Genomic DNA, 16287 nt, shown 5'->3' on the forward strand with positions numbered 1-16287 from the left:
GGGCGCGGTGTTCTTTGGCGAGAACCGACCTACAGCGTCAGGACCCCACGCCGCAGACACGACACACCCCGTTCACCACAACGTTGTCTCAAGCAACGACACCGCTCAACGCATCCACGCCCGGTGAGAAAACCTCAATGCGCGCTTGACACCCTGCTGTTGACAGATCCATAGCCTCCGCGTAATGCGTACAGAGGGGCCGCGCTGTGAGGGGATGCATTGCCAAGCGCGAGATCTCGATCGAAAAGCAGCCGCATTGTGCGCCCGCTGCGGCGACCATGATCCAGGGGGTTCATCATGCTCGGACGATTCCGCATCGCAGCCCGTGGTGCTGCGAGCACCCTAGTGGCCACCGGACTGGTGGCGTTGTGCGCCGTTTCGGCGACCGCTCAAACCGTGGCGGTTGACGACCCCATTGGCGACTCGGCGAAGAACCTGAATGCGCAGAATTCACGCAGCCAGGACTTCCTGGACATCGCCCGGGTTGAGATCTCCAAGGATTCTGACGACTTCACGATGGTCATGCGCCTCGCAGTTCCGGTGCCGACACGGCCTGCCAACCCGAGTGGCACCGATGGCGAACTCCTGTGGTTGTTTGCCTTGAATACACAGCCAGGTGCGATCGCAGGCGATCCCTTCCCCACCGGACCGGGGCAAGCGCGACCCTTCGAGTATTTCTGCGTTCTGTCGTGGGATGGCGTTTCGTTCAAAGCGTTCATCATCGATCGCACGGCACCTGGTGGTGAAGACCCTGCCATTCCTTTCTCGTTCAACGCAGCCCGCACCGAACTGACACTCGTGGTTGATCCGGCGTTGATTGGCGACCCGGCCGCGTTTGAATGGACTTCGTTGACCGCGGTTCGTACCGCGCATGTGGGGTCGAACGGTGTCCGGCCGAGCGATTTTGCCGGCCCCGCCAGTTGGCCCCAGTAGGTCAGGGGAGGGTGATGACTGTTTTGCCGAGGGAGCGGCCTTGGCCTACGTGGGTTAGGGCGGTGGGGACTTCGGTGAGGGGGAAGGTGCGGTCGATGTGGATTTTGATTTCGCCGGTTGTGCAGAGGGTGGCGAGGGGCTCGAAGTGGGTTGGGCCTTCTTTGACGGCCAGGATTCCGATCGAGCGGCCGGTGGTGCGGCCGACGAGCCAGCCGGCTGTTAGTAGGCGCAGCAGGGTCGGGACCGACCCGCCAACGCAGCGGTAGATCCCGCCGGGTGCGAGCGCGCGCCGGTAGGCGAAGACCGACCGGTGGGCGACTAGGTCCAGGATGAGGTCGTACGGGTCGGAAGTCTTCGTGAAGTCGTCTCGTTGGTAGTCGATGACGTCGTCTGCGCCGACCGATTGCATGAAGTCGAGTTTGGCGCTGTTGTCGACGCCGGTGACATGAGCCCCCAACCGCTTGGCGAGCTGAATCGCGAACGCACCTGATCCTCCGCCGGCCCCGTTGATCAGGATCCGGCGGCCTGCCGCGGCCCACTTCGTGCCCTGCAGCGCGATCGCGCCCGCCTGCGGGATCGTCGAGGCTTCGGCGAAGCTGAGTTTGGCCGGCTTGTGGGCGAGCACGGATTCCGGGGCGATCGTGAACTCCGCGAATCCACCCTTCAGCAACAGGTTGTCGCCGTACACCTCGTCGCCCGGCCCAAACCGGGTCACTCCCTCGCCCACCGCGTCGACCACGCCTGCGATGTCGGACCCGAGCGTACGGCGGGCCGGCGTACGCAGACCGCCGATCCGTGCGTACGCCGGCGATCCACGCAGGCACTCCCAATCGCTGAGATTGACCGACGTAGCGACGATCCTGACCCGCACCTGACCCGCCCCGGGGATCGGCACCGCCACGTCCGCGACCCGCAACACCTCGGGCGATCCGTACCGGTCATAAACGATCGCCTTCACGCGCCCACCCTGATCACGCCCGCAACGTAGCAACTCCCGCCGCCCAACCACCAGCGAGCAACCACACCGCTCTAGCGACTGCGTCCGGCGGAGGTTCGCGGGTCTACCCAGATCCAGACGTCGGTTCCGTCGCCAGCTGGGCGATAGGCGAGTGCCCAGCCACGGACGTCATCCGGTGTCCGGCCCATCCGTTGTGCTGCGCGCCGGCGTTCCTCCCAGTCCTCGACGTAGAAGACCTGGCCGTGACCGGGACCACCGGACAGCCTGACAGTTCGGCGGAGCTCGGCCATTCAGACCAGCCGCCGACCACCCTGACCCATGTCCCGATCATCGGCCGCAGTACCGACAATTTCAGCGCTGCCCGGCGACTCGGGCTCGGGACGCTCCGTCGAGTGACCAGTGGCGTGCGGTGGGTGGGGCTTCGATTCGCCAGGGAGGCGGGGTGGTGGGGTAGACGCGGGTGCTCAGTGCGCGGCCGCCGCTGGTGAAGACCTCGACGACTGAGCCGTCGATGAAGATCCTGGCGGCCGGGCGGTCCGACAGCGGGTCGAAGGCTTGGGTTGCCTGCATTCGACCGTCGTGGGCGTGGGGGTCGAGGCTGGCCTGGCCGCGGTCGATCGTCAGGGTGTCGGCTGCCGGGTCCAGCTCGATCTCGAGCCGTTCGTAGTCACCGAAGTGCACGACGACCCGCCCTGATCCATCCGGTACTTCGATCTCGCACTGGGCGCCTGTGGTCACCCCGTCGGCGGGGGATCCGGAGCCGACGCGGAGGGTGTCGACGGTCGGGACCGGCGTACTGCGGAGTGAGCCGTCCGGACCGAGCCGGACGACCCGGGGGAGTGAGATGACCCCCGCCCACCCGTCGGTCCAGCCCAGCTTGTCGCGCCCTTCGGTCAGCCAGCCGAACAGCAGCGGCCCGAACCGGCTGTCGCGCAGAGCCGATGCCGCATAGAAGTTGGTGCCGTGGTCGACACGATGCGGTAGCGCAGGTACGGCGACATCGAACGACAGCACCTGGTTCGGCCCACCCTCGGGTGACCAGGACGAGACGACGGCGATCCGGCGGCCGTCGAGAGTGAGGACCTGCGGACATTCCCAGGCGGCGCCGGTGTCGTCGCCACCGGCGTGGCTTCGGGGCAGCTCCGCCAGATCATCTTCGGCCGTCCAGGTTCGCAGATCGGCCGATCGGTAGAGCCGGATGCTGGCTCCGCGGTCGACGTACCCCACCCCGACGGCCATCCACCACGCGTGGTCCTCGCGCCACACGAACGGGTCGCGGAACATGATCGCCTGCTCGCCCGGCGCCGGATCGGGGACTGCTTGGCTGGGAGGCCCGAACGTATGGCCGCCGTCGTCGGACACGGCAGTGAGCACGGACTGGTAGGGGAGACCATCCACTCTGCCCGAGTAGAAGGCCCGGATCCGGTCACCGTCCCACACAGTGTTGCCGGACCAGCAGCCGTCGCGGTCCGGTCCGTCGGGCAGCGGCGCCATCGCCGGACGGTGCAGGGTCCAGCGCACGTAGTCGGACGTGGTGGCGTGCCCCCATTCGACCGGTACGTCCATGTCGAGCGACGGGCGGTACTGGAAGTACAGATGTACGTCGGAGCCCGCCTCGATCGGCCCGTTCGGGTCGTTGAGGTATCCGCGCGGTGGCCGGACGTGGAAGGCCGGGCGGAGGTGGGCGACCGTCCGGGCAGTCTCGGTCGCGGATTGGGTTCGGGTCAACGGGAAGCTCCTGCCGTGATGCCTGCGATGAAGTACCTCTGGGCGACGATGAACAGCACTACGCTCGGCAGAATGGCGAGCACCACGCCCGCGAGTACCACCGAGATCGATCCGGTGCCGAGGTTTCCCTGCAGGCCGACCAGGCCGAGCGGCAACGTGAAGTTGTCCTGGCTCTGCAGGAAGATCAGCGGCCGGTAGAACTCTGCCCAGAAGCCGGAGAAGTTCAGGATCGCGAGCGTCGCGATCGCCGGACCGGCCATCTTGGCGTAGACCAGCAGGAACGTCTGGAAGTGGCCGGCGCCGTCGATCCGGGCAGCCTCTCCGAGCTCCTTGGGCATCTGCATGAAGTACTGGCGCATCAGGAACGTCCCGAACGCGCTGCCCAGCGCCGACACCACCAACGACATCGGGCTGTCCGACAGTCCGAGGTACCGGATGATCACGAACACCGGGATGATGATCGTCTGCAGCGGCACCATCATGGTGGCCAGGAAGATCGCGAAGATCACCGAGCGGCCCGGGAAGCTGACCATCGCGAACGCGTAGCCGGACAGCGTGCAGGTGATGGTCTGGCCGACCACGATCAGCGCGGTCACGATCACGCTGTTGACGAAGAACCGGCCGATCGGGATCCGGTCGAACACCGCGCTGTAGTTGGAGAAGTCAGGGTTCAGCGGGATCCACTGCGGCGGGTTGCTGAACGCCTCGGCCGGCGTCCGCAGCGACGTGGTGACCGTCCAGAGCAACGGGCCGAGGGCAACCATTGCCGCGATGACGAGCACCACGACACCGATGATGCGGCCGGTCCGGGCGACCGCGCCGGTCCTGTGCACTGTGCTCATTGGTAGAACACCAACTTCCGGGCCGCGAGGAACTGCAGGCCGGTGATGGCCAGGATCGCCGCCAGCAGGACGATCGCGATCGCCGAGCCGTACCCGAACTCCAGGTTCTGGAAGCCCTTCTGGTACATCGAGATCGTCACCGTCGTCGTCGCCGACCCCGGTCCGCCCTTGGTCATGATGTACGGCTGGTCGAACAGCTGCATCGCATTGATCAGGGCAACCACGGCCGCGAACAGGATGGTCGGGCTGATCAGCGGGATCTTGATCCGGAACAGGGTGCGTACGGCGCCTGCCCCGTCGATCTGGGCGGCCTCCTGAACGTCCGTGGGGACCGACATCAGCGCGGCGACGAACAGGACGAAGGTGAACCCGGCCTGCTGCCACACGGTGATCAGGACGATGGTGGTGGCTGCGCCGAACCCGCTGGTCAGCCAGGGCACGTTCGAGATCCCGATCAGCCCGAGGTAGTAGTTGACGACCCCGAACTTGTAGTCGAACAGGTAGCCCATGAAGATCGACACGGCGGCGGTCGACGCCAGCAACGGCAGGTAGAACGCGGTCCGGAACAGGGTCCGCACCCACACCAGTTCGCGCTGGTTGACCAGGACCGCTAGTGCGAGGCCGATGGTCAGCTGCAGTACGACGATGGCCAGCGACATCCCGAGCGTCACGCCGAAGGACTTGAGCACCGGGCCGTCCTCGAACAACCGCTGGTAGTTCTCCAGCCCGACGAACTGCGGTGCGGAGATGACGTCCCAGGAGAAGAACGACAGGCCGAGGGAGGCGACGATCGGGATGGCGGTGAACACCGCGACGAACAGGACGGACAGGCCGATCATCGCGAAGCCGAAGGGCGCCTCCCGGTGGGAGGTCGGATGCCTTCGCCGCCTCGACGCGGTGGCCCGCAGCTCTGCGGTGGCGGCGGACATCAGCTGGCTCCTGCGGCCTTCTCGAGGTCGGCCTGCAACCCGTCCAGGGCCGCCTTGGCGTCGCCGGAGGAGATCGCCTGCGTGGTGCGCTGGTTGAGTGCCGTGGCCAGGGCGTTGTAGTACGGCGGGGCGGGGATCGGCGCCGTCTCGGGGTGCTTGGTCAGGGTGTCGTAGAACACCGACCAGTGCTTCGGGCCGGTCTTCGCGTACCGGTCGGCCGTCACCAGGGACTTGCGGCCGGGCGTGGTCACGTTCCCGGGGAAGACCAGGTCGAACGACTCCGGCCGCACCATCAGCTTCAGGACCTCCCAGGCGAGATCCTTCTTCTTGGACGACTTGAAGATCGCGTAGCCGCCGGCGCCGAACAGGTGCCGCTGGCTCTTCCACTTCGGGAACATCGTGACGTCGAAGCTGCCGTTCTTCATGCCCGCGTTGGTCAGGCCGCCGGCCCAGAACCCGCCACCGATCGACATGCCGATCCGGTTCGAGGCGAACAGGCCCTGCAGCGTGCCGCCGCCACCGACGTCGGGTGACGGCGACAGGCCCTTCTTGGTCAGCTGGATCATGTAGTCGAGCGCCTCGACGGTGCCCGCGGAGTTGGCGGTGGGAGCACCCCACTTCCAGCCGCCCTTACGACCCGCGGCGGCCGGGTTTCCGGCGTACGCCTTGTTCCACAACCAGTCGCCGCCGTCGTACTTGCCCTCCTCGAGGAGGTTGGCGTTGTTGGCGTACATGAACGAGGTCCAGCTGCCCCACAGCCGCACGACCCAGCCGAAGGCGTTGACGCCGTTGAACTTCGCGATCTTGGTCGCGGCCGACTCGAAGTCGTCGAGTGTCCAGCCGTCGCTCGGCGGCGCGACCCCGGCGCGCTGGAACAGGCTGGTGCTGTAGAACATGTTCCCGGCGTTGAAGCTGTCCGGCAGCTCCCACAGGTGGCCCTGGTACATCATCGACTCGACCAGCGCCGGGTGGATGTCGGCGAAGTAGGACTTCAGCGCGTCCAGGTCCTTGGTGACGTAGTCGTCGAGCGGGATCGCCAGTTCCTTCGAGGCCATCAACTGCAGGCCTTCGGTGGCGACGCTGATGATGTCCGGCGGGGTGCCGGCCGCGATCTGGGTCAGCACCTTGGCGAGGAAGTCGTTCCAGTCGGTGCCGTTGATGGCCGAGATCTCGAACTTGATGCTGGAGTCGAGTTTGGTGATCTCCGGCTGCAACCGGTTCTGCAGCTGCGTCGCTTGTGCCTGCTCGCCGAAGTACAGCATCTTGAGCGTCTTCGACGACGAGCCGCTGCTGTTGCTGCAGGCGGCCAGATCGGCCAGCGCCGCCAGCCCGAGGCCGCCGACTCCGGCCTTCAGCAGGGTACGGCGAGCGACGGAGCTACCGGGTGGGTGGATGCCTGTCATAGGTCTGCCTCCTTGACCGCTGGGTGGTCCGGCGTGCCACCCAATACGTATTGACCGGCGACGGTAGCAGCGGTGTACGGTAGGACGCAATACGTATTGGCCCACGCTGTGATATTGATTTGGTGCGAGCGCGGCAACGGCGCCGCCGACCGTGAGGGGGGACCATGGCGAAGGATTCGGCCGGCCGGCCGAAGCGCATCACGATGACCGACGTCGCGCGCCGCGCAGGCGTTTCCCAGCCCACTGTCTCGTTCGTGCTGAACAACCGCCGCGACGTCGCGGTCGCCGAGGAGACCAGGCGCCGGGTGCTCGAAGCCGCGGCCGAGCTGGACTTCGTGCCCAACCGGGCCGCGCAACTGCTGCGGTCGAACCGGTCGTACACGATCGGCGTGGTGACCAACGGGATCGTCTCCCAGCCGTACGCCGGTCTGATCGTGCTCGGCATCCAGCAGGTCGTCCAGCCGGCCGGATACGTGTGCATGGTCGTCGACACGACGGGCGACCCGAGGCAGGGTGACGACGCGGTGGCGAGCCTGGTGGGCCAAGGGGTCGCCGCGATTCTGTACGCCTCGCTGTCGCCCAAGCCGCTGCACCGCAGCGCCCGACTGGACGGGATCCGGACGATCTTCGTGAACTGCTGGCCCGAGGAGGGTCATGCCGACACGGTGCTGCTGGCCGACGAGTACGGCGGCGGTCGTGCGGCCGCTGCCTCGGTGTTCAGCCGAGGACATCGTGAGGTGGCCTTCCTGGGCGGCCCGCGCAGCGACTACGCCTGCAAGGAACGCCGGCGCGGTTTCGCCGACGCCGCACGGGAGGCAGGTCTGCGCCCGAGCGACCTCGTGCAGCGGTTCGGCGACTACTCGATCGGGTCCGGGTACGACCTGGCGTCTGAAGTAGTGCTCGAACACCGCCCGACCGCGCTCGTCTGCGGGAACGACCGGATGGCGATCGGGGCGATGCTGGCGTTGCGCGACCTGGGGCTTGATTGTCCGCGGGATGTCAGCATCGTCGGGTTCGACGACCAGCCCGATGTTGCGGACCAGGTCCGTCCACGGTTGACCACTGCCGCGTTGCCCCACCTGATGCTGGGCCGCCAGGCGGGCGAGCTGGTGCTGGCCGATCCCGACGGCGCGCCCGAGCGGATCACTGTGGACTGCGACTTGATCGAGCGGGAGTCGGTGGGCGATCCGCCCCGGCGGCGCCGGCAGCCGACGACAGGTCGTCGTACATGATCAACGAACCCCTGCACTGGCGGCCCGGCTCTGGCTACGTCGGTGACGTCATCCCCTTCAGCCATGCCGGCCGCGTCTGGCTGTTCTACCTGCTGGACGAGCGACCGGACGATCCGGCAGCGGGTGCCAGCGGGATGCCGTGGGCCCTGGTGTCGACCACCGACTTCGTCCACTACACCGACCATGGAGTCGTGCTGCCCGGCGGCGATCGGGACGCCGTCGACTTCGACTGCTACACGGGCAGCGTGATCTCGGACGGCGATCGGCTGCACCTGTTCTACACCGGCCACAACCCGCGCATCGGGGCGGCCGCAGGTTCGTTCCAGGTGGTGTGCCACGCGACCAGCGACGGCGATCCGACGCAGTGGACCAAGCATCCTGACCACACTTTCGGCGCGCCACCGGGCTACCTGGCCCAGGACTGGCGCGACCCCTTCGTGTTCCGGACAGCTGACGATGAGCCGTGGCAAATGGTGCTGGCGGCACGGTACGACGATGGGCCGGACCGGCGGCGTGGTGTCGTCGCCCGCCTGACCTCACCCGATCTGGAGAAGTGGACGATCGCAGAGCCGTTGTGGCAGCCGCATCGGTACATCACTCAGGAATGTCCGGATGTGTTTCAGTGGGGCGACTGGTGGTACTTGGTGTATTCCGAGTTCAGCGATGCATTCCAGACGCGCTACCGGGTTGCCCGTCACCCGGACGGTCCGTGGGCGGCTCCCAGCCGCGACACCGTGGACGGTCGCGCGTTGTACGCGGCCAAGTCGGTTGAGCATCAGGGCCGGCGCTTCTTCATCGGCTGGATCCCCACAAAACAAGGGCGATCCGATGCAGGCCGATGGGAGTGGGCCGGCACGCTGGCTGTGCTGGAGGCGGGTCAGGAGGCTGACGGCAACCTGGCGTTCGGCTTCCCGGCGGAGGTTCTCGGGGCTTACCCCGACGCACGTCCCGTGTCGTTGGCTCCGCTTGACGGGGCGGCAGCTGAGCCTGGTCAAGGTGCGGTCGACCGGTATGCCGCGTGGATCGGTGATCCACTGCCTGACAGTTGCCTGATCGAGTTGACGGTCGAGGTTGGCTCAGACACGCAGGCATTTGGGCTACTGCTGCACACCAGCGCCGACGGCGAGGACGGCGCCGTGCTGCGGCTCGAACCACAACGGGACCGGATCGTGTTCGACCGGTGGCCGCGGCAGCGGACCGGTCCGGCTCAGTGGCAGGTCGACGGCGACGTTCCGCACGTGGTCGAGCTCGAACGCCCGTGCCCGCTCCCACCCGGCAGTCACACCGTCCAGGTCATGCTGGATGGCACGACCGCTCAGGTCGTCGTCGACCACCGGGTCGCGCTGAGCTTCCGGCTGTACGACCACCGCCGAGGTCGCCTCGGCCTCTTCGTCACGGACGGCGCCATCGACCTCGGCAACCTCACCGTCGCACGCCGCCTCGGGCCTGGCTGACGGATGGGTGAGGCTCGCGAGCTGCTCGAGGCGGAACGACAGCAGGCGCTCCGGCGGCTTGCGGCGCTGACCGGCGATTTCAACGAGGTGGTAGCGGCCTCGCAGGACGCCAATGCCGACGACGAGCACGATCCTGAGGGCGCGACGCTTGCGTTCGAGAGATCGCAGGTCGCAGCGCTTGTGCTGCAGGTCCAGGGTCAGTTGGCAGAGGTCGAGGCGGCCATCGAGCGGTTGGCCGCCGGCACCTACGGGGTCTGCGAGCAGTGCGGCCAACCGATCGCCCCTGCCCGGCTGGAGGCACGGCCGACGGCGCGCACCTGCATCGCCTGCGCCTCCGCAGCAGGTTGAGCTCAGTCGATCCGGGCGATTGCGTCGACGAGTTTGGTCCAGTACGCCGTTGTGTCGAGCTCGACCGCGACGCGGGCGGTGGCTGGGCGGCCCGTGTACTGATGCAGATCGACCACTGTCGCGCCGGCCGTCCATTCGCCGGCGGTCTCGATCACCACGTTGGCGTCGACGCAACGGACGATCGCCGGATCGATGACTCTGGCGACGGCGACCGGGTCGTGCAACGGGGGTGCCGTGAATCCCCACAGCCGTCGGTACGTCGACGCGAAGAACGTCATCCACTCGACGCAGATGCGCGCCAGCGGCGTACCGATTCCGGCGAACGCGGCGAGGACGTCATCGGTCACCAGCGCTTGGTGGGTGACGTTGAGCCCGCACATGGTGAACGGCACCCCGGATCGCAGGACCTGGTCCGCCGCCTCGGGATCGACGAAGCAGTTGGCCTCGGCGTACGGCGTGACGTTGCCGCGCTCGGTCGATCCGCCCATCCAGACGATCTGCTCGATGTTTGCGTGCAGATCCGGGCGATCGGCGAGCAGCGTGGCGATGTTCGTCAGCGCGCCGGTCGCCACGATCGTGACCGGCTCGTGGCGCTTCGCCAGTACGTCGACCATCAGCTCAGCAGCCGTGGTCGCCGCCTCAGGCACCTCCGGGTCGCCGTCGAACAACGGCCCGTCCAGCCCCGTCTCGCCGTGAACGTCATCGGCGATCCGCAACGGCCGAACCAGCGGCCGATCAGCCCCCCGAGCAACCGGAACGTCCGACACCCCCGCAAGCGACAACACCCGCCGAGCGTTGACCGTGCACTTCTCCACCGTCTGATTCCCAGCCACCGTGGTGACCCCCAGCAGTTCAACCCCCGGATCCGCAACGGCCAACAACAACGCCATCGCATCGTCATGCCCAGGATCACAGTCAAGCACCATGGGAACCACCATCCCCCCAGCCTAGTCCGACCCGGGGATCTGCCAGAGGCGGTTGCTCACAGCAACATTCCCGACCAAGCCAGGTCGCACCGGGTGTCGCTTGCTGGGGACGACATCGCCCAGCCCATGGCCCTCGACTGCTGTCGTGGAGTTGGCTCACCAGCATGGCCGCAAATGCCGTGCGGCGTTTGCGCTCTCAGGATTCGTGATGCGATCTGTCGTGCGATCCCCTAACGCTTGCTGGCCCGCTTGCCGCCATTGCTGCTCAGCGCAGGCTGGATGACGGAAGGCTTGGCCAACTGCATCCTCGCGACGGTGACTTTGTCACCGTCCTCCCAGCTAAGTGACTTATCACCGTTCACCACGAGGAATCGCAGCGGGTCTGTGTCGGACATCGCGACGACCGCGATGTTGCGATGGTCGTCAGTGTCCGGGCCGCCCGGGCGCAGTTCAGCTTCGAGCGGCACTGGGAATCGGTAGATTCCGGTGCCACGGCTGATCGCCCTGGCCTTGGATTCGTTCTTGGCTGCGATGGCGCGGGCGAAGACGTCAGCGGCGCCTCCGACGGCGACGAACGCGAGCACGGCGACCGTGAGTACGGTGAAATGCGTCGCGTTCAGGTTGATCTCCAGGTCCTTCCACCACTCAGTGACCAGGCCCACTATGACGGTGACCACGGGGGCTGATACGGCTAAGACCTTGGTAAGACTAAAGGCCGGTGCCTTGACGACCTCATCGCCCTTTTTCGACTCCTCGCGGTTCAACAGGAATTCAACTATACCTGGCATGGTTCCCCCTCAACGACTAGCTCCCCCGGGGCGTAAGCCCCTATTACGAGGGTGACACACCGTGATGGTGAGTGGAAGACATCTGCGAGGGACTGAATCAGAATGGCAGTTTGATTCTGATCTGACCCGCTCGTGGCGTGGCCCGTGACCTGAATTCAGGTCGTGCCGGTATCGCGGGGGAGGCCGAGGTTCGTTGCGAGCTTGGCTATGTATCGCCTGCCTCCACTACATCCAAGCCGGCGAGAATCCCGTCCAGCCCTTCCTTGATGATGTGCCCGCCCGGAATTTCTTGCACCAACGAGTCGATTGGTGTTTTGGCTGCGCTGACAGCAGCGCGCAGCCACGCACGGATCCGTTGCGACCTGGTACGTGCGGGATCGTTCAGAGCATCCCGACGGACTGCCGACAGTCGCTCCAAGGCGTGTCGCAACACTCGCCGCTTGTACCTACCCGGCGCGCCCCCAATGCCGTTCGCGCGCAGTGCCTGGTCGAGAGCACCTGAAGACACCTCGGCGTGTGCGTGTCCGACGGCTTCATACAGAGTTGGCAGGGTATGTCGGAAGTCCTGCATGACCTCGGCCGGGCACCAGATCCCCAGGACCTCCTCAGTGCCCGCCAAGTAGATGACTGCATGTGCCTGGCCGAGGATCTCATGGGCGATTCGACGTGGTTCGTTGGAGTCGTCCTGTTCTTGAATGGTCCCGGTTGGTGGCGGATCGCCTCCACCGGTTCCGGAAGGCGCCATTGGTGGAGCCCCTTCCTTGCTGCGCTGATCTGATGGCGTGTGCCCAGGCTCGCCCGGTTCGGGCGCCGACTCTGCGTTAGACTCTCCGCGATCAAGGTCGTTCGAAGCCGCGGCTTTTTTTGACCGGCGCCGGGAAGCGGGACCAGGCGCGGATGTTTCTTCCGACACGGCGTGCCCCCTTTCACTGTTGCCATCGTAGGAGATTGCCGCGCAAACGACGCAACAGAATCAAGCGATCGCTTCTCCGTGAACGGCACAAGTGAACGCTTGAATTCGGTCTATGATTCTGCTCTTGCGTCGCAGCCGAGTGGGCGTCGATCGCCGTTGGGATCAGATCGCGATGGTGGCGGCGCCGAGGCAGTCGTGCGTACTTCGTGAGCGTGCGACGGCAGGTGTCTTGCGAATAGGGTGATCGTTGGCCTTCGGCAACGAGTCGTTCGAATCTCGCCGACCCAGTGGTCGTCGAGGAAGTGGTGATCTCGTTCGCTCTGCAGTCGGACCAGTCAACAGGCAGCACCGAGGCACGCGAGTAGCCGGCGGCATCTTTCGCCATCACGCCCCGCTCAGTTGACCACGGGTGAGCGCCAGTGCGAGGCAGCCGGCGCGGGCGGTAGCCCGCAAGGGCCGGCGGCAGCCGGCTAGGGGAGACCGGCGATGAGCCGGGGGTGGGTGGGAGCGGGGCGTAGCGCGGCGACGTAGGAGCCGTGCGTAGCACCGCGTGGGCTGATTGCATCAGCCTTCGCAGCAGGCTCGGTGGAGCCATTCGGGTTCGTGCCACCAGTAGGTGGTGTCGTGGGAGTGGGCCTGGGCGCGGGTGAGTGGGGTTGGTCCGGCCAGGGGCTTGGGTGTGGCGGCGTACGGGGCGAGGAGGTCGTCGACCGTGTGGAGTTTGCCGGCGATCATGATGCGGTCTACGGCGGCTGCGGCTCGGATGTCGGTGAGCGGGTTGCCGGTGACGAACGAGAGGTCGGCTTGGGCGCCGGGTTGGATGACGCCGAGTTTGTCTTCGAGGTTGAGCCAGCGCGCGGGATTGCGGGTCGCAGTGGTGAGGGCTTCGTACGGCGTGAAGCCGCCGGCCACCATCGAACGCAGGTTCGCGTGCAGCGAGATCGCGATGTTGTCCAGCGGGGTGTCGGTGCCGGAGATGACGAACCCGCCGCCACGGTGGATCCGCAGCACCATGTCGACGTTGCCTCGGAGCAGTTCCCGCGTGGTCACGCCCGCAGGTCCCTTGGCTGTGTTCACTTCGCTCTGCAGGGCGTCGTACTCCCAGGTCGGGAAGAGAGTCGTCGTACGGCGGTCGGTCAGCAGCGACGGGTCGTCGACGTGGGCCATCGTCGAGTTGAACAGAGTCGGCGTGACGGACAGCCCGGCCTTGGTGAACAGCGTGACGACGTCGGCGTACGCGCGCCCGAGCCGACTCACCGTGTGCGAGTACCCGAGCCGGTTCGTCGCGCCGGTGTGCTCCATCCCGTCCATGCCGAGGTGCTCGGCCGGGTAAAGGTAGTGCGACGACAGTTGCAACCCAAGCCGGTGTACGGCGGCGATCGCGCGCCGCTGGTACTCGATGGGTAGCCGGACATAGGTCTTCACCAGGTCGTAGGCGAGTCCTTCGACCCGGTCGAGCTCGAGACCGAGCTGCCGCAGCGAGAGCGTCGGGCGCATGAAGTTGTAGTAGACCCGCGATCCGTCGATCGCCTCACCGGTCGCGAAGTACCGCGGCCCAAGCAGCGATCCGTGCGCGAGCGCCTCCCGCGTTTCCTGCATCTGATAGACCGGGTCGCCCGGCGAACGCGTGGTCGTGATCCCGTACGACAGCCACAAGTTGCCCTGCCGAGCACCCCACGCGCGACCGCGCAGGTGCCAGTGGTTGTGCGCATCGATCAACCCAGGCATCACGGTCAGGTGCTTCGCATCGATGTCAGCCTCGCCCTGATGCGGCCGTACGGCGGCGATCCGCGAGCCATCCAGTTCGACGTCAACGTCCCGGCGGAGCGTGGTCGCGCGGCCGTCCCACAGTGCGCCGGCGTGGATCGTGACGTGCTGGTTGACCGTCGCGCGGCGCCACTGCAGGTCGAGTTTGACGGTCTGTGGGCGGGAGCCGGTGACAGTGGTGCGGCGGAGGCGGCCGTTGTTCAGGTAGAGCAGCGTGGTGTTGTCCTGCCAGACCGGTGAGTCGGTGACTTCATCGGTGACGGGTCGTGGCTTGGCCGTGAAGCGACCGCGATTGTCGACCGGGGCGACGTACAGGAGACTCTCTATGACGAAGGCGAGGTGCTTGCCGTCGGGGGAGAAGACCGGACCGTCGTCGCCGCGGGTGGCGAGGGAGCGGAACGGCATCGGCTCGACGTACTCGAGTGCGGTGGTTTCGACGTCGACGTACAGGAGTTGGCTGGTGCCTTCGCGGAACCGCTTGGAGAACGGCTTGACCGCGGCGAGCACGATCGTCTTCCCGTCCCGCGACCAGCTCACCCGACCGGGCTGGAACAGCGTCGGCGTCAGTTGGCGGACCTGGCCGGACGCGAGGTCGAATGTCCAGGCGATGCCGTCCTGGTCCTGATACGCGACCTGCTTGCCGTCGGGGGAGAACCGTGGCGCGGTCTGTGCCCCGGGCAACGACGAGAGCTTGCTGTCGGCACCGGTCTTGAGATCGTGCAGCCAGAGGTCGGCGGTGCCGTCGCGGTCGCTGGCGTAGAGCAGCTTCGTCCCGTCGGGGGAGAAGTCCGGATCGGAGTTGAAGTAGCCGTCGGCAACGAGCTTGCGTGGTTGCTCTCGGCCAGTCGTTGCCGCGAGCCACAACGCGTTCAGTGCCCGGAAGGCGACCCACTTCCCGTCCGGCGAGACGGCCGGGCTCGCGATCCCTCGTACCTGTCGCCGTGCGGTGGACTCCACATCCGGCGCCTTCGACCGCGGCCGCTTCGACGTCACCGGCACGATCGCGGTGAAGGGTACGACGGTGTGCGCACCGTCGGCCTGGTGACGCAGGACGTGGCCGTCGGCGGTGTAGTACAGGTCGGATCCCCAGGACGGTGGGACCGCGAACACGTCCTTGCCATTGGTGACTTTCTGATTGTTGACAATCAGATCGCAGACCGGGCCGGTGAGACGTACGTAGGCGAGCTGGCCGGTGGGGGAGTAGGCCGGGCCGTACACAGTGCTGCCGGTTTGGGTGGGGACGAGGGTCGTGCGTGTGCCGGTCTTGAGGTCGAGCTCGACGATGGACGCTGCGTCGACGGTGAAGACGACCTTGGTGCCGTCAGCGGAGACAGCCGGCTCGGCCTCTTCGGTCGCGTCATCGGTCAGGGCGACGATCGTCCCGGTGCTCAGCTCGAGGCGGTGGATGCCGTAGCTGCCGTTGCCGCCGCGATCCGAGGAGAAGACGACGTACCTGCCGTCGGGGGTGTAGTGCGGCTCGCGGTGGTCGTACCGCCCGGTGGTCAGCTGCCTGAGCCCGGAGCCGTCGGCGTCGATCGTCCACAGGTGGAAGTTGCCGTCCCGATACGACTGGAACACGATCGTGCGCCCGTCCGGCGCCCACCGCGGCCGCGTCGCGTCCTGGAGGTCGTCGGTCAGTCGCCGGGACACTCCACCCGCCGCGGGTGTCACCCAGATGGCGGTGACCAGATCGAACGCCAGCCACTTCCCGTCCGGCGAGACAGCGACCATGAAGTTTGTGCCCTCGGTCAGCACTGCTTGGTTCGGAGTTGCTGTGGGGGAGGCGGTCGCTGCTTCGGTCGCGGTGGTCTGCAGCGTGCCGGCCGCAGCGACGCCACCACTCAGCTGAAGTGCACGACGCCGGGAGATGCTCCACGAACCAGGCTTCTCGGTCACGGGCCGATCCAATCCCTAGGGGGCGGTGGGACTACAGCCGCGTCCGGTGATCCCACGCCTGCTGCGCGGTTCCCGGTACGGCGCCGCGCCGTACTGAGCACCTGGTCGCGGCGGCGTGGGATCACCGGACACGACTTGACTGAATCTGCCAGGAGCGTCAACGGTGCACG

13 protein-coding genes are annotated in these 16287 nt (G+C 66.7%); 4 read left to right on the forward strand and 9 right to left on the reverse strand.

Translation table 11 applies throughout. From position 1 onward, the window contains the following. The first annotated feature begins 297 nt into the window (after positions 1 to 297). Positions 298 to 933, forward strand: a complete 636-nt coding sequence (locus ACIBL3_RS06935; protein ID WP_396352321.1) for a hypothetical protein — start codon at positions 298 to 300, stop codon at positions 931 to 933. A 1-nt stretch (position 934) separates the two neighbouring features. Here the strand turns inward: ACIBL3_RS06935 and ACIBL3_RS06940 are convergent, their stop codons facing one another. From ACIBL3_RS06940 to ACIBL3_RS06960, 5 genes are all read right to left on the reverse strand, one after another. After that, positions 935 to 1891, reverse strand: a complete 957-nt coding sequence (locus ACIBL3_RS06940; protein WP_396352322.1) for an NAD(P)-dependent alcohol dehydrogenase — start codon at positions 1889 to 1891, stop codon at positions 935 to 937. 351 nt (positions 1892 to 2242) lie between these two features. After that, positions 2243 to 3619 carry a glycoside hydrolase family 32 protein gene (locus ACIBL3_RS06945; protein ID WP_396352323.1) on the reverse strand — a complete coding sequence of 459 codons (1377 nt, stop codon included), beginning with the start codon at positions 3617 to 3619 and terminating at the stop codon, positions 2243 to 2245. Then, positions 3616 to 4461 carry a carbohydrate ABC transporter permease gene (locus tag ACIBL3_RS06950; RefSeq protein WP_396352324.1) on the reverse strand — a complete coding sequence of 282 codons (846 nt, stop codon included), beginning with the start codon at positions 4459 to 4461 and terminating at the stop codon, positions 3616 to 3618. The genes ACIBL3_RS06945 and ACIBL3_RS06950 overlap by 4 nt, the downstream gene beginning before the upstream one ends. Beyond that, positions 4458 to 5390, reverse strand: coding sequence for a carbohydrate ABC transporter permease (locus ACIBL3_RS06955; protein WP_396352325.1), 933 nt, complete (start codon positions 5388 to 5390; stop codon positions 4458 to 4460). Before ACIBL3_RS06955 ends, ACIBL3_RS06950 begins: the two co-directional genes overlap by 4 nt. After that, the gene (locus ACIBL3_RS06960; RefSeq protein WP_396352326.1) at positions 5390 to 6793 is read right to left on the reverse strand and encodes an ABC transporter substrate-binding protein; all 1404 of its coding nucleotides are present in this window, start codon (positions 6791 to 6793) and stop codon (positions 5390 to 5392) included. Before ACIBL3_RS06960 ends, ACIBL3_RS06955 begins: the two co-directional genes overlap by 1 nt. 164 nt (positions 6794 to 6957) lie before the next feature. Between ACIBL3_RS06960 and ACIBL3_RS06965 the strand changes: the two genes are divergently transcribed. From ACIBL3_RS06965 to ACIBL3_RS06975, 3 genes are read left to right on the forward strand one after another with little or no spacing between them, the layout of a single operon-like run. Then, positions 6958 to 8025, forward strand: a complete 1068-nt coding sequence (locus ACIBL3_RS06965; RefSeq protein ID WP_396352327.1) for a LacI family DNA-binding transcriptional regulator — start codon at positions 6958 to 6960, stop codon at positions 8023 to 8025. Continuing rightward, positions 8022 to 9479, forward strand: a complete 1458-nt coding sequence (locus tag ACIBL3_RS06970) for a glycoside hydrolase (RefSeq protein WP_396352328.1) — start codon at positions 8022 to 8024, stop codon at positions 9477 to 9479. Before ACIBL3_RS06965 ends, ACIBL3_RS06970 begins: the two co-directional genes overlap by 4 nt. A gap of 3 nt (positions 9480 to 9482) precedes the next feature. Next, positions 9483 to 9827, forward strand: coding sequence for a TraR/DksA family transcriptional regulator (locus ACIBL3_RS06975; RefSeq protein WP_396352329.1), 345 nt, complete (start codon positions 9483 to 9485; stop codon positions 9825 to 9827). A 2-nt stretch (positions 9828 to 9829) separates the two neighbouring features. Here the strand turns inward: ACIBL3_RS06975 and ACIBL3_RS06980 are convergent, their stop codons facing one another. From ACIBL3_RS06980 to ACIBL3_RS06995, 4 genes are all read right to left on the reverse strand, one after another. Further along, a complete protein-coding gene (locus tag ACIBL3_RS06980) occupies positions 9830 to 10753 on the reverse strand; it encodes a nucleoside hydrolase (protein ID WP_396352330.1) in 924 nt (307 codons plus the stop codon). Positions 10754 to 10983: 230 nt separating this feature from the next. Beyond that, positions 10984 to 11517 (reverse strand): hypothetical protein, encoded by a 534-nt coding sequence (locus tag ACIBL3_RS06985; RefSeq protein ID WP_396352331.1) that lies wholly within the window; start codon positions 11515 to 11517, stop codon positions 10984 to 10986. Positions 11518 to 11746: 229 nt separating this feature from the next. Beyond that, on the reverse strand, positions 11747 to 12286 hold the full coding sequence (locus ACIBL3_RS06990; protein ID WP_396352332.1) for a hypothetical protein: 540 nt from the start codon (positions 12284 to 12286) through the stop codon (positions 11747 to 11749). A gap of 732 nt (positions 12287 to 13018) precedes the next feature. Beyond that, positions 13019 to 16117, reverse strand: a complete 3099-nt coding sequence (locus ACIBL3_RS06995) for a DPP IV N-terminal domain-containing protein (protein WP_396352333.1) — start codon at positions 16115 to 16117, stop codon at positions 13019 to 13021. Positions 16118 to 16287 lie beyond the last annotated feature (170 nt).

The sequence above is a fragment of the Kribbella sp. NPDC050124 genome, assembly GCF_044460355.1.
Lineage (GTDB): Bacteria > Actinomycetota > Actinomycetes > Propionibacteriales > Kribbellaceae > Kribbella.

What these genes read in the sequence shown, in the direction of transcription:
- ACIBL3_RS06955 (WP_396352325.1), bottom strand. Translation starts at nt 5,390, where the DNA reads ATGTCCGCCGCCACCGCAGAGCTGCGGGCCACCGCGTCGAGGCGGCGA.
- ACIBL3_RS06935 (WP_396352321.1), top strand. Translation starts at nt 298, where the DNA reads ATGCTCGGACGATTCCGCATCGCAGCCCGTGGTGCTGCGAGCACCCTA.
- ACIBL3_RS06975 (WP_396352329.1), top strand. Translation starts at nt 9,483, where the DNA reads ATGGGTGAGGCTCGCGAGCTGCTCGAGGCGGAACGACAGCAGGCGCTC.
- ACIBL3_RS06970 (WP_396352328.1), top strand. Translation starts at nt 8,022, where the DNA reads ATGATCAACGAACCCCTGCACTGGCGGCCCGGCTCTGGCTACGTCGGT.
- ACIBL3_RS06990 (WP_396352332.1), bottom strand. Translation starts at nt 12,286, where the DNA reads ATGGCGCCTTCCGGAACCGGTGGAGGCGATCCGCCACCAACCGGGACC.
- ACIBL3_RS06965 (WP_396352327.1), top strand. Translation starts at nt 6,958, where the DNA reads ATGGCGAAGGATTCGGCCGGCCGGCCGAAGCGCATCACGATGACCGAC.
- ACIBL3_RS06950 (WP_396352324.1), bottom strand. Translation starts at nt 4,461, where the DNA reads ATGAGCACAGTGCACAGGACCGGCGCGGTCGCCCGGACCGGCCGCATC.
- ACIBL3_RS06960 (WP_396352326.1), bottom strand. Translation starts at nt 6,793, where the DNA reads ATGACAGGCATCCACCCACCCGGTAGCTCCGTCGCTCGCCGTACCCTG.
- ACIBL3_RS06980 (WP_396352330.1), bottom strand. Translation starts at nt 10,753, where the DNA reads ATGGTGCTTGACTGTGATCCTGGGCATGACGATGCGATGGCGTTGTTG.